Origin of the sequence: Psychrobacter sp. AH5 (assembly GCF_040371085.1) — a bacterium.
In the GTDB taxonomy this organism is placed as follows: domain Bacteria; phylum Pseudomonadota; class Gammaproteobacteria; order Pseudomonadales; family Moraxellaceae; genus Psychrobacter.
Genome location: NZ_JAMBMT010000001.1, coordinates 2034861 through 2047121, shown reverse-complemented (window position 1 = coordinate 2047121; position 12261 = coordinate 2034861). Strand labels below are relative to the sequence as shown.

Here is a 12261-nt window from a genome sequence, read left to right as displayed (position 1 = left end):
AACTTAGGAAGCTAAAAGATGGCAAAAGACACTCGTAGTCGCAAAAAGGTGACTCGTCGTTCAGTATCGGAGGGCGTAGCCCATATCCATGCGTCTTTTAATAACACCATTGTTACGATTACCGATCGTCAAGGTAATGCTTTGGCTTGGGCCACTTCAGGTGGACAAGGCTTCCGTGGTTCACGTAAATCTACACCATTTGCTGCTCAGGTTGCAGCTGAAGTCGCTGGTAAAGCGGCCCAAGAATATGGTGTTAAGAATGTCGATGTTTTGGTCAAAGGACCAGGACCGGGTCGTGAGTCTGCGGTAAGAGCACTTGGTGCATTGGGTTATAAAATTAATAGCATCTCTGATGTAACCCCAATCCCACACAATGGTTGCCGTGCGCCCAAAAAGCGCCGCGTCTAATATTAAAGACGAAGCTTTTTATTATAAGAGCTTATAGGAGACATAACAATGGCCCGTTATATTGGACCAAAACTGAAATTATCACGCCGCGAAGGCACTGACTTAGGTCTTAAGTCTGGTGTTAAGCCGTATGATGTAAAAACCAAAAAAGCAGCTCGTCCACCTGGTCAACATGGTGTAAGCCGTAACAAGAGCTCGGAGTATTCTCTACAGCTGCGTGAAAAACAAAAAGTTAAGCGCATCTATGGCGTACTTGAGCGTCAGTTTGCAAACTACTATAAAGAAGCGGCTCGTAAGCGCGGCGCTACTGGTGAGAACCTGCTAGCTATGCTTGAGAGTCGTTTAGATAACGTAGTATACCGCATGGGCTTTGGCTCAACGCGCGCTGAAGCACGTCAGCTAGTAAGCCATCGCACTGTTATGCTTAAAAAAGCGGGTCGTGATGAGTTTGTTCGAGTGAACATTCCATCAATCCAGTTACAAGATGGTGATGTCATCGCTATTCAAGAGAAATCTCGCGAACAGCTACGTATCAAAAACGCTATAGAGCTTGCGTCACAACGTGGTATTCCAGAATGGCTTGAAGTTGATAACAGCAAACTACAGGGCACGTTTAAGCATGCTCCAGATCGTATTGATCTACCTGCTGAAATCAACGAAAGCTTGATCGTTGAGCTATACTCTAAGTAAGTAACGTAGGGCTCAATGTTATGGTTATAACATTGAGCTATTAGCGTTAATTAATCCAGATAAACAAATCGAGGTGACATCATGATGCTAAATGCAACTGAGTTTCTAACGCCGAATGCCATTAACGTGGATACGGTTAATGAGACGATTGCGAAAGTCACGCTCGAACCGTTAGAACGCGGCTTTGGGCATACCCTTGGGAATGCTCTACGTCGTATTTTATTATCTTCATTACCTGGTGCTGCAGTCATTGAAGCTGAGATTGATGGTGTTGACCATGAATACTCTACGCTCGAAGGTTTGCAGGAAGACGTCCTTGACTTGCTTTTGAATCTCAAAGGCTTGGCATTGACGCTTCATGACCAAAATGAAGTATTCTTGACCTTGGATAAACAAGGTCCAGGCACCATTACTGCTGCAGATATTGACTTGCCGCATAATGTAGACATTATTAATCCAGAATTAGTATTGGGTACATTAAGTGAGCGCGGTCATCTAAAAATGCGTTTGCGGGTAGTGATGGGTCGTGGATATGAGCCAGCAAATCAGCGCCGTGAAGATGGTGATACCAAAGCAATTGGCCGCTTAAAGCTTGATGCAAGCTTTAGCCCAGTGCTACGTGTTGCCTATCAGGTTGAGAACGCTCGTGTTGAGCAGCGTACTGACCTTGATCGTCTTATCATTGAGCTTGAAACCAATGGCACTATTGATCCTGAAGAAGCAATTCGTAAAGCAGCTACTATCTTGCAACAACAGATTTCTATCTTTGTTGATCTAGAAGCTGAAGAAGCGCCTGAGCCTGTGAAAGAAAAAGAAGAGGTTGATCCAGTGCTACTGCGCCCTGTGGACGATCTTGAACTAACGGTTCGCTCAGCCAACTGCTTAAAAGCTGAAAACATTTACTATATCGGTGATTTGGTACAGCGTTCAGAGACTGAACTACTAAAAACCCCAAATCTTGGTAAGAAATCATTAACCGAAATCAAAGACGTACTAGCGTCTAAAGATTTAGAGCTTGGTATGCGCCTAGATAACTGGCCACCAGCTGATTTACGGGTTGATGATCGCTTCTCTTATCGCAGCCGTTAAACATTAAGGATATTTGACTATGCGCCATCGTAAGAGTGGAGTCAAGCTGGGTCGTACCGGCAGTCATCGCAAAGCTATGTTCCAGAACATGACTAACTCATTATTTGAGCATGAACTGATCAAAACTACTTTACCTAAAGCAAAAGAATTACGTCGCGTCGCTGAGCCATTAATCACTATGGCTAAAGAAGACAGTGTTGCTAATCGCCGTTTGGCCTTTAGTCGCATGCGTAGCAAAGCTATGGTTGGTAAGTTATTTGGCACTTTAGGCCCACGTTACCAAAATCGTCCAGGCGGCTACTTACGTATCGTTAAGTGCGGTCATCGTGACGGTGATAACGCGCCTATGGCTTATGTAGAGTTAGTTGATCGTGACTAATCTATAACTAGTTTAGATGTTGTATAAAAAAGCTCCAATTTATTGGAGCTTTTTTGTGCCTGAAATATAGCTACAACATCAAATCACTGACATCAGCGGCACCTTGTCTAATAACCTCAGGCTGAGAGCTAGTCATATCGACGATAGTAGTCAGTAACGTAGTCTTAACTCCGGCATTAATAAGCGCGTCTATTTGATTTTCTAATAACTCTTCGATATCAAATGGATCATCCAAAATATCATCGCGATTAGGTAGGATTAATGAGCTGGTTAAGATAGGCTCATCCATCGCCTCAAGTAATGCTTGAGCAATAGGGTTGCTCGGTACGCGAATACCAATAGTTTTCTTTTTAGGGTGAGCTAATTTCTTTGGCACATCTTTGGTAGCGTTCAAAATAAAAGTAATAGGCGCTGGGGTATGAGCCTTAAGTTGTTTAAATTGATGGTTATCGACCGTAGCATAATTGGCAATCTCACTTAAATCTCGACACAGCAAAGTGAATTGATGCTTGTCATCAAGCTCGCGAATTTGCTTAAGTTTCTCAAGCGCATCCTTAGCTCCCAAGCGGCAGCCAAAAGCATAGCTGGTATCTGTTGGATAGATAATGAGCTTATCATTACGTAGCATATCAGCGGCTTGTTCAATAAGCCTCGGTTGCGGATTTTCTGGGTGAATATAAAGGGTTTGCATACTAGCTCCTAGTTTATAGTTATTTTTTTATTATCAGCCTAATTTATTTTGAATAAATCAAGCTTTGATGATTAGTATAAAATCAAAGCGGTTTTGGATAGTAGTAGCGAGACGTTACAAATGGTGGAAAATCGTTAAACGATTAGTTATTGCCAATAAATAGGCGCAAGAGTGCTGTCAATAAATTTTGAGCGTCTCTAGGTAAGCTTTGCGGATTAGCGATATAAGTTTTAGCCTGCTCATAAACATCATAAGCAAAGCTGCTATCGCTAGTATCAAAATCGGCAAACAGGTTATCTTGCGAGACTTGAAAAGGCCTGTTGCAAGCTAGAGTAAATAAGCATTCTAATGCTTGCGGTTTGATCTCTACGCGCTCAAAAGCTCGCTGCTGCGCCTCATTACGCCCATCAGCAGCATACCAGTAGCCAAAGTCGCTAAGCTGCCGACGAGCCTTACCAGCGATACACCAATGGCTGATCTCGTGCAAAGCACTGGCAAAAAAACCGTGCGCAAATTCAATACGGGCAGGGTTGTCGTTATCTGCTGGAAAATACTCAGGCTCATGCTCACCTCTTACCAGCTGTACCTGCTGATCGGCAAATAAGCGATTAAATAATGTTATTAAAGCTTCAGTAGCTTTGTGCTCATCGGCTAATAGTTTAAGATCATTAAAATAGAACACTTTATTACCGCTACTGTCTAAATAAGGCTTATGACTTTTATTTGGCAGTAAATCATTAAGTTCCGCTAATAATTTACTAGCATCATTACTAGTCAGTAACTCAGAAAAGGTAACAGTTGTTTTATTTTTGGTAATAAAATTGGTAGCAATAAGAGAAGTCATAAAAAGTACTAATTATCTAGAAATATTAACGAAGAGGGCATCACTAAAAGGTAATGTTGAAAGAGTAGAGGTATTGCAGCGTTAACTTAGCAGGGCTTATCAATAATGTCTAAAAATAAAGCCACTTAACCGCTATCTTAAGCCAACAAAAACAGTAACATACTAGCGCTAGTGTCAAATGGCGCTTTCGGTTAGTATGGCAGGCAACATTATACCCCATTTTCATCCGCGAGGCCGCTTATGTCATCTTCCCAAACTAACTCAAAAACAACGACTGCTATTGATGATAATCAGGCTAAGTCGTCCACTCGTATGCCTGAGCATATCTCGTTAAACAAGTGGGAGGATACCGGCTTTGAATGGCAAGGTGCCGTTGCTCCTGTAGATTTTGAGCGTCTAAATGCTTTATTAACCACTGAGCATGAGCAAGCTAATCTACACATAAAAACCAAGCTATATCGTCATAATAATGTGCTGCATTTGTCTTTCGAGGTTGATGGCGAGGTATGGCTAACCTGCCAGCGCTGTCTGCAACCGGTAGCAACCGATCTGACTGATGATTATGATATTGCGTTGTTAGAAGAGGAGAGTCAGGCAAGCTTAGTCGATGAAGAACAGGACTATCTGTTATTAGAGGAAGTCGTTGATAATCAAACGCCTGAACGCTTATTGCCTTTCAAAAAGCTAATCGAGGACGAGCTGCTACTAAAAGTGCCAATGGCGCCTAAACATGATGATTGTGAGATGAGTGTTGAGCAGTTTGGCGAGATACCCGAAGAGGAAGAGGGTGAAAACCCTTTTGCCGCTTTATCCGCATTAAAGGGTAAGCTGTAGTTTTTTAAATCCCTTTTTTGTCAACTCTACACAGAAGAGTTTGCAGCAGGGCTTTATTAATGCGTAAAAGATGCGTATAATGTCCCGTTTATTGCACTCTGGCAACAAGCTGCTTGTGAATAAAATTGATTAAATAAAATATTTGTAGAGTTTAGATTTAGTCAGCGGGTTCATACCAGTAGCAAACTCATTAATTTAGTACTGTATTAGCTTATAGTGATTTAGATTTTATAAGTCATAAGGTAAGTCAGTATCGATTAAAGCTGAATTTTAAGCTTACCCCTTTTTAAGTATAGGAGCTATATCATGGCTGTTCAAAAAAGTCGTAAAAGCCGTTCTCGTCGTGACATGCGCCGCTCACACCATCGTATGGAAGTGGCTGAATTGAGCGTTGATGCTACTACCGGTGAGAAGCATCGTCGTCACCACATGACTAAAGACGGTTTTTATCGTGGTCGTCAGTTATTCAAAGTTAGTCAAGACGCTTAATTTATTAGTCAAATAGTAAAGGTCTCAATCTAAAATAATCGCTGTCTGTTCTAATAGGCAGCTTTTATATTGCTGACTATTTACTATCGATCATTATGAATTATGCTGATAAAAGCCAAGTTATCTTGCTATTATAAATTTAATAGTTCGATGGCTTGGCTTTTTGTCGTTTATTATTTGACTGTCTATCTGAGTTTATGCTCAAGTCTCAACTTAAGTCGCTATGATAATCGCTTAGAGCAGTGTATAGTTTGCTAATGCTAGATAGCTGTCAGTCTTACTCTTTTGTCATTTTTATCATGGGTTGATGAGATTGGCTTGCAACACTAGCATTTGCTATTATTTTTGTTATTACCCTATTTTGCGACGATAATTGGTTCAAACAAAGAGCGCTTTTAATCATTAAGGAATATTGGCTATGGCATCAACGCCTGATACGATAACAACAAAGCCCCGTATTGCAATTGTCTTTCCTGGGCAAGGTGCGCAAGCAGTAGGTATGACCGCAGAGCTTGCTGAGATTTATCCGCAAATTCATGAGACTTTTAATGAGGCAAGTGAGGCCCTTGGAGAGGACTTATGGGCGATCTGTCAAGATGAAGAGCGCTTAAATCAGACCAAGTATACTCAGCCTGCTTTGCTAGCTGCTAGCATTGCTATTTGGCGAGTACTAAAAGACAAGCTAGCTCAAAAAAATATTACTCCTTGCTATATGGCAGGACATTCTTTGGGGGAGTATAGTGCGCTGTGTGCCTCTGGGGTGATAAGTTTCGCTGAGGCCATACAGCTAGTGCATAAGCGCGGCCAGTTAATGCAAGAGGCCGTTGCAGGCATTGAGACCGCTATGGCTGCCGTATTGGGGCTTGAGGACAATCGCGTTGAGACTTTATGTGAGCAAGCGACAGAGCACGTTGATGGCGCTATCGTTAATGCGGCAAATTTTAATAGCCCAGGACAAGTGGTTATCTCTGGCAACGCGATAGGGGTAGCGGCGGTTATTGATAAAGTACAAAACACTGGCAAAAAAGCCATTCCTCTAAAGGTTAGCGTCCCTTCGCATTGTGCCTTGATGGAGCCTGCTAGCCAAGCTTTAGCCGAAGCTTTGGCGGCTATTCAGTTTGACCAAGCGACTATTCCGGTTATTCAAAACCGTCACGCTCATGTTGAGACTAGCGCCCAAGGTATCAAGCAAGCCTTGACCGAGCAGCTTAGTGAAGCGGTACTGTGGTCAAAAACTATGCAAGAATTGGCAGATAAACAAATTAATATTTTAATCGAATGTGGCAGCGGTAATGTGCTTAGTAATTTGGCAAAACGTCAGGCTCAGCCTATTACTAGTTATCCTACTGATAAGCCAGCTCGTCTTGATAAGTTAATGGAGATATTATCATGAGTCGTACAATCACCTTAGTAACAGGGGCTAGCCGAGGGATCGGTAAAGCGGTCGCCAAACGTTTTGCCAAAGAAGGCCATTTTGTCATTGGTACGGCAACGACTGAAAAAGGCGCGGCTTTAATCGATGATTATTTGCATGATTCTGGTGGTATAGGCCGGGTATTGGATGTCTGCGACCCAGCACAAATTGACAAGCTATTTGAAGAGATCGAAAGCGTTTATGGTGCCGTGCAAGTACTGGTCAACAATGCTGGTATCACTAAAGACGGCTTATTGATGCGCATGAAAGATGAAGATTGGGAAAGTGTGATCGACACCAACTTAACCTCTGTCTACCGCATGAGTAAGCGCGCTGTTCGCGGTATGATGAAAGCTCGCCGTGGTCGTATTATCAATATCAGCTCAGTGGTGGCGCAGATGGGTAATGCTGGCCAGTCCAACTATGCTGCTACTAAAGCTGGTTTGGAAGGTTTTAGTCGTACTTTAGCGCGTGAGATTGGCTCACGGCAAGTGACTATCAACTGTGTCGCGCCTGGTCTTATTGAAACGGATATGACCGATGAGCTTGATGAGCGCTTGCTCAATTCTATGCTAGATGCGGTGCCTATTGGCCGTCTAGGTCAGCCAGAAGATATCGCTGCAGCGGTGCTGTTTTTGGCAGGTGATGAGGCCAGTTACATAACCGGCGCCGTTCTGCCCGTTAATGGTGGTATGTACATGTAATTCGCTACAACGCATACAAAAACAGTCATAAAACTTAAATATTAAATGTTACATTAGTCCTATAATAATTTGTGTGAACGAGTGTAAACTCTAATAAATGCTGTTATAATGACGGACACTTTTAGACCAAAGCCCAATACTATAGTGAATTGATTATAGTAAATTGTTGTCAAATACCAAAAAGCTTGGCATGATGATGGTGTTTTTCTGCGAATTTATTCATAATCTTAAAGCCAATAGACAACTGGTCAACAATTCTCAAATCGATAGATAAAAAGGAGTATTTTTAATGAGTAATGATACTGAGCTAAAGATAAAATCTGCAGTAGCAGAGCAATTAGGTATGAACGTTGAAGACGTAAAAAACGAAGCTTCTTTTATGGAAGATTTGGGCGCTGATTCTTTAGATCTAGTTGAGTTAGTCATGTCGTTCGAAAGTGATTTTGGTATCACTATTCCTGATGAAGACTCAGCTGAATTGACTACCGTACAAAAAGCAATTGATTACGTACAAGCACAGCTATAATTATTAACAGGTATTATAAGTTGCTATTTAAATTGCTATTAGCATAACTAGCAAAAACTAATACCCGTTATTGATTTTACCGCTTATCTGTATAGATAAGCGGTTTTTTTGTCCTTATCAGTTTAACTTAGCAAAAGTTATTAGGTATTAAAGCAGATTTTTTAGCTTAACATTACTCAACATACCGCTACTATGCAAAGTCGTTGCCTTTGTTATAATCATAAAGTCCAAGACACTTACTGACTGTCGTTTGTTATAACTGAGAGCTTTCATAAGTAACAAACGATTAGAGTCAGTAGAAAAAATAAATAATTAATAAAATATCTGAAGGAGTAGTTAAATGGGAATATTCAGCTTTGCAAAAGATATCGGTGATAAGATTTTTAATCGTGATGATGATAAACATGAGGCCAAAGTCGAGACCAAAGCCGATGCCAACACCCCTGTAAAAGATAGCGAGCCATCAGCACAATCGGTAGCTAATATTTTGCTTCGTCGTATCCAGCAGCAAAATCTGCAAATTAGTAATCTAAAAGTTAAGTATAACGGCTCAACAGATACTGCTGAGATTAGTGGTAATGCCAAGACGCAAGCGGATCGCGAAAAAGCGATTATTGCTATAGGTAACGTCCAAAACGTAGCCAAGGTCATTGATAATATCGATATCGAAGAAGATGCACCAGAATCAACTATGTATACGGTCAAATCTGGTGATAGCTTATCAAAAATCGCTAAGGACGTTTATGGTTCGGCTAATGACTATATGAAAATATTTGAAGCTAATAAGCCGATGTTATCTGATCCTGACAAAATCTACCCAGGTCAAGTACTGCGTATTCCTAAGCCATAGATTCTATAAGAGCTAATTATTAAATTGGCTCATAGTAATCATTTTAAAGACGTCTCTTATGCATTAAGAGGCGTTTTTTATTGCCTTTATTTTGAATTAGAGTGATCACCAGCGGCTAGTTTGCTAGCTTGCTCTTCTATAGCCCAGTGAATATGCTCATCTAACATCTCATTATGCACCGTCAGCTTAGATTTAAGTTGTTGAACGGTCTCTTGACTGGCATTGGCATTGCCTAAGCCGATAGCGATATTGCGCAAAAAATTGACATAGCCGGTGCGCCGTAGCGGACTACCTTCGGTATATTTTAAGAAATCCGTCTCCCTCCACTGCCATAATTCTAGTAAGCTACTACTATCAAGCTGGTGGCGAGGCTCAAAATCCTTAACGCTGGTTATTTTGGCATAACGATTCCATGGACAAATCAGCTGGCAGTCATCACAGCCAAACACGCGGTTGCCAATAGCTCGCCGATATTTAGTATCGATAACGCCGTCATGTTCGATAGTCAAATAAGAGATACAAGCGGCCGCATTGAGCTGATGGGGCGCGACAATCGCTTGAGTCGGGCAGATGTCAATACAGGCGGTGCAGCTACCACAATGAGGGCTAACAGGCTTGTCATCAGGAAGCTCAAGACTGATAAATAACTCGCCTAAGACGAAGAATGAGCCGGCTTGTTTATTGAGTAATAAAGTATGCTTACCCGTCCAGCCAAGGCCCGCTGCATCAGCGATAGGCCGCTCAAAAATAGGCGCTGAGTCACTAAAGGGGCGAAAGACAAAATCGCAGTTAGCGCCGATATCCGCACCAATAGTTAAGGATTGCCATTCCGGTAGCATCGCTTCTATCTTTAACGCCAGTTGCTTTAGGCGGCTACGCATCGTTTTATGATAATCACGACCACGTGCATAGCGCGCGATGATGCCGTGATTCGGTCGATCATTGTCTTCAATAGTGCGCGGTTTAGGAGTCTCAGTCAGATAATCCATCCGTACACTAATAATGGTCTTTGCGCCTATGACTAACTGCTCAGGATGGGCACGCAAGTGATGATTATTATGCATAAACTGCAACTGCCCCTCATAACCTTTGGCAAGCCACAGCTCAAGTTGCTTAAGTTGCTGTTTAAATAAAGGATGCTGCACCGATATAAAACCACAGTCGGTAAAGCCTAACGCTTGCGCTTGCGTCTTAATCCAGCGCTTTATATCTTCAGCGCTATTAACAACGATTTTTTCAGTGCTAGTAATCTCAGTGCTAGCAATAAGGTGTGTAGATGATTTCATAAAGGAAAATACAGAGCTAAATGGGCGAATGGTATTATGTCATGATAAGCGAGTCTAACTCAAAAAAGATAGCAAGATTATGATGATATCGACATAGAAGATGAAGCTGATATTTGCTAGGCTTATGCTAATCTTTTTATAAAAACCGATAATAACTGATAATAACTAAGGACTTTTTATGTCTACTAAAGCTATATCTGGCAAAAACCTATCAACTTCAAATCCTTCAGTGATACGCATTGCTTTGTATAATAGCCAACAAGTTTATGCAATGGAGCAAGACTGGTTTGCTCAAGGTTATGACAGTTTTGCCTTGATGCAACAAGCCGCTTGGCAAATGACCCAGCGTATTATTGAGCTTGAGAGTACTAAAAATAGTGGCTTAGATAGCGAATTAGTTAGCAATGACCACTATCATCATTGTATAAAAGCTCAGTCATTAAGGACTGGTAAACGAGCAATACTCTGGGTTGGGCAGGGTAATAACGGTGGTGACGGCTGGCTAATAGCACTGTATCTACAGCAAGCAGGCTGGCAGGTAAAAGTGATTACCGTTGGCATAGAGGATATTGAGGAAGTAAATGACAATAACAAAGCAGAGGATAATAGCGAAATAGCAGCAACAGCGCAGATTGATGACGCTATTAAAGCACGACATATGGCTTTGGCGGCGGATTGTCCTTATGTGCGTTTTGAGGACAATGAGATTAGCGCTGATAGTTTGCTTAATGCTGATGTTTATATTGATGCCATATTTGGGATAGGTTTAGATCGGGCTCCAGAAGGCGCTTATAAACAGGCTATCACTACCTTTAATCAAATGGCTAAACAAGCAGACGCCTTAGTCGCTGCGGTAGATATTCCAAGTGGCTTGGTCGCAGCTACCGGGCAAGTCTTTGAGGGTTTGGCTATAAAAGCAGATGTGAGCTTATGCCTTGTCGCTCGTAAGCTTGGTTTACATACCAAAGATGGCATGGATTATGCTGGCACAGTAATTGATCTACCGTTGATACCTATAAAACCAACTTTGCCTAGCGCAACTTTGCTGAGTACCGCTTATGCGCTAGCCCCGCGTCAGCAAAACAGCTATAAAGGCAGCTATGGTCACGTGTTAGTAATAGGCGGCAACCGTATAGATGGCTCACAAGGTATGGGAGGGGCCGCTATTCTCTCAGCATCTAGTGCTATGGCGACGGGTGCTGGCAAGATAACAGTCGCCTGTCACGATGCTTTTCATGGAGCGCTATTAACCTCTTTGCCTGACGCTATGACTGTTGATCTGCACGATGTCGATGGCGTCAAATCCTTGATCAAGGAAGCAAGCGTCATCGCTATTGGCATGGGATTAGGTCGCGATGATAAAGCTAAGGACTTATTTATTAATTATATCCAAGCCATCATAAGCGCAGAGAAAGCTGTAGTTATTGACGCTGATGGTCTCTATCATCTAGCAACGCTGCAAAGAGAAAATTATCCGCTAATCAAAGAGCTAAAAGCCCATAGTAAAAAGCAAAAAGTGTATTTGACTCCGCACAGCGGCGAGGCGGCAAGACTCTTGGATACGGATATTACAAAGATAGAGGCAGATCGTATAAGCTCAATCAAACAATGCGCTGATAGCTATGGTGGTGATTGGGTCTTAAAAGGTGCTGGATCCTTGATATTAGAACAAGGCTTAGGGCAACAAGGTCTTGAGTCGGCAATTTATATCTGCGCCGTGGGTAATCCAGGAATGGCGACTGCCGGTATGGGTGACGTGCTCTCAGGAGTCTGTGCCGGACTGATAGCGCAGCAAGATCTACTTGATAAGCAGCGAAGTCTGGCTCAAGCAGCTCTCATTCATGGTTTGGCTGGGGATGTACTACTAGATCAATTGAGAGGTCCGACCTCAAATATAAGCAGATCCGCTTTAATGGTAGGGCAGCGCGGCATGCAAGCACAAGATATGCCAGCTGCCGTTCGTCATGTGATGGAGCTGTTAACTCAGTAAGAGGCTAGTAAGTTTTAAAATCTTTGAAGCTAATAACTCATTTTGAATCTAATAACTAATAGTGCTA

At 42.2% G+C, this 12261-nt stretch carries 14 protein-coding genes; 11 read left to right on the top strand and 3 right to left on the bottom strand.

The window, feature by feature from the left end; genetic code table 11:
* Positions 1-18: 18 nt before the first annotated feature.
* The 4 genes from rpsK to rplQ all read left to right on the top strand — a co-directional run bounded on the left by rpsK (position 19) and on the right by rplQ (position 2566).
* Positions 19-408, top strand: a complete 390-nt coding sequence (rpsK, locus tag M0N77_RS08580; protein ID WP_025644368.1) for a 30S ribosomal protein S11 — start codon at positions 19-21, stop codon at positions 406-408.
* A 48-nt stretch (positions 409-456) separates the two neighbouring features.
* On the top strand, positions 457-1098 hold the full coding sequence (gene rpsD / locus M0N77_RS08575; RefSeq protein WP_353104789.1) for a 30S ribosomal protein S4: 642 nt from the start codon (positions 457-459) through the stop codon (positions 1096-1098).
* An 81-nt stretch (positions 1099-1179) separates the two neighbouring features.
* On the top strand, positions 1180-2187 hold the full coding sequence (gene rpoA / locus M0N77_RS08570; protein WP_353104788.1) for a DNA-directed RNA polymerase subunit alpha: 1008 nt from the start codon (positions 1180-1182) through the stop codon (positions 2185-2187).
* Positions 2188-2206: 19 nt separating this feature from the next.
* Positions 2207-2566, top strand: coding sequence for a 50S ribosomal protein L17 (gene rplQ / locus M0N77_RS08565; protein ID WP_353104787.1), 360 nt, complete (start codon positions 2207-2209; stop codon positions 2564-2566).
* Between the two features lie 70 nt (positions 2567-2636).
* Here the strand turns inward: rplQ and M0N77_RS08560 are convergent, their stop codons facing one another.
* Together M0N77_RS08560 and M0N77_RS08555 are read right to left on the bottom strand one after the other, a co-directional pair.
* Positions 2637-3257, bottom strand: coding sequence for an L-threonylcarbamoyladenylate synthase (locus tag M0N77_RS08560; protein ID WP_353104786.1), 621 nt, complete (start codon positions 3255-3257; stop codon positions 2637-2639).
* 142 nt (positions 3258-3399) lie between these two features.
* On the bottom strand, positions 3400-4101 hold the full coding sequence (locus M0N77_RS08555; RefSeq protein ID WP_353104785.1) for an elongation factor P hydroxylase: 702 nt from the start codon (positions 4099-4101) through the stop codon (positions 3400-3402).
* A 240-nt stretch (positions 4102-4341) separates the two neighbouring features.
* Between M0N77_RS08555 and M0N77_RS08550 the strand changes: the two genes are divergently transcribed.
* The 6 genes from M0N77_RS08550 (at position 4342) to lysM (ending at position 8918) form a co-directional block, all read left to right on the top strand.
* Positions 4342-4935, top strand: a complete 594-nt coding sequence (locus M0N77_RS08550) for a DUF177 domain-containing protein (protein ID WP_353104784.1) — start codon at positions 4342-4344, stop codon at positions 4933-4935.
* Positions 4936-5241: 306 nt separating this feature from the next.
* On the top strand, positions 5242-5424 hold the full coding sequence (rpmF, locus tag M0N77_RS08545; protein WP_010196743.1) for a 50S ribosomal protein L32: 183 nt from the start codon (positions 5242-5244) through the stop codon (positions 5422-5424).
* A 418-nt stretch (positions 5425-5842) separates the two neighbouring features.
* Complete coding sequence (fabD, locus tag M0N77_RS08540; RefSeq protein WP_353104783.1) at positions 5843-6817, top strand: ACP S-malonyltransferase; 975 nt, start codon at positions 5843-5845, stop codon at positions 6815-6817.
* The gene (fabG, locus tag M0N77_RS08535; protein ID WP_353105610.1) at positions 6808-7542 is read left to right on the top strand and encodes a 3-oxoacyl-ACP reductase FabG; all 735 of its coding nucleotides are present in this window, start codon (positions 6808-6810) and stop codon (positions 7540-7542) included. Before fabD ends, fabG begins: the two co-directional genes overlap by 10 nt.
* A gap of 289 nt (positions 7543-7831) precedes the next feature.
* Positions 7832-8068 carry an acyl carrier protein gene (acpP, locus tag M0N77_RS08530; protein ID WP_353104782.1) on the top strand — a complete coding sequence of 79 codons (237 nt, stop codon included), beginning with the start codon at positions 7832-7834 and terminating at the stop codon, positions 8066-8068.
* A gap of 340 nt (positions 8069-8408) precedes the next feature.
* Positions 8409-8918, top strand: a complete 510-nt coding sequence (gene lysM / locus M0N77_RS08525) for a peptidoglycan-binding protein LysM (protein ID WP_353104781.1) — start codon at positions 8409-8411, stop codon at positions 8916-8918.
* Between the two features lie 86 nt (positions 8919-9004).
* Here the strand turns inward: lysM and queG are convergent, their stop codons facing one another.
* Positions 9005-10204: a tRNA epoxyqueuosine(34) reductase QueG gene (gene queG / locus M0N77_RS08520; protein ID WP_353104780.1), complete on the bottom strand. Its 1200-nt coding sequence runs from the start codon at positions 10202-10204 to the stop codon at positions 9005-9007.
* 178 nt (positions 10205-10382) lie between these two features.
* On the opposite strand from queG, the gene M0N77_RS08515 reads away from it, so the two are divergent.
* Entirely contained in the window at positions 10383-12194 is a 1812-nt protein-coding gene (locus M0N77_RS08515; protein ID WP_353104779.1) for an NAD(P)H-hydrate dehydratase, read from the top strand.
* Positions 12195-12261 lie beyond the last annotated feature (67 nt).

Coding starts and splice junctions, on each gene's coding strand:
- M0N77_RS08550 (WP_353104784.1), top strand. CDS start 4,342: ATGTCATCTTCCCAAACTAACTCAAAAACAACGACTGCTATTGATGAT.
- M0N77_RS08555 (WP_353104785.1), bottom strand. CDS start 4,101: ATGACTTCTCTTATTGCTACCAATTTTATTACCAAAAATAAAACAACT.
- rpsK (WP_025644368.1), top strand. CDS start 19: ATGGCAAAAGACACTCGTAGTCGCAAAAAGGTGACTCGTCGTTCAGTA.
- rpsD (WP_353104789.1), top strand. CDS start 457: ATGGCCCGTTATATTGGACCAAAACTGAAATTATCACGCCGCGAAGGC.
- rpmF (WP_010196743.1), top strand. CDS start 5,242: ATGGCTGTTCAAAAAAGTCGTAAAAGCCGTTCTCGTCGTGACATGCGC.
- acpP (WP_353104782.1), top strand. CDS start 7,832: ATGAGTAATGATACTGAGCTAAAGATAAAATCTGCAGTAGCAGAGCAA.
- queG (WP_353104780.1), bottom strand. CDS start 10,204: ATGAAATCATCTACACACCTTATTGCTAGCACTGAGATTACTAGCACT.
- rpoA (WP_353104788.1), top strand. CDS start 1,180: ATGATGCTAAATGCAACTGAGTTTCTAACGCCGAATGCCATTAACGTG.
- lysM (WP_353104781.1), top strand. CDS start 8,409: ATGGGAATATTCAGCTTTGCAAAAGATATCGGTGATAAGATTTTTAAT.
- M0N77_RS08560 (WP_353104786.1), bottom strand. CDS start 3,257: ATGCAAACCCTTTATATTCACCCAGAAAATCCGCAACCGAGGCTTATT.
- M0N77_RS08515 (WP_353104779.1), top strand. CDS start 10,383: ATGTCTACTAAAGCTATATCTGGCAAAAACCTATCAACTTCAAATCCT.
- fabD (WP_353104783.1), top strand. CDS start 5,843: ATGGCATCAACGCCTGATACGATAACAACAAAGCCCCGTATTGCAATT.
- rplQ (WP_353104787.1), top strand. CDS start 2,207: ATGCGCCATCGTAAGAGTGGAGTCAAGCTGGGTCGTACCGGCAGTCAT.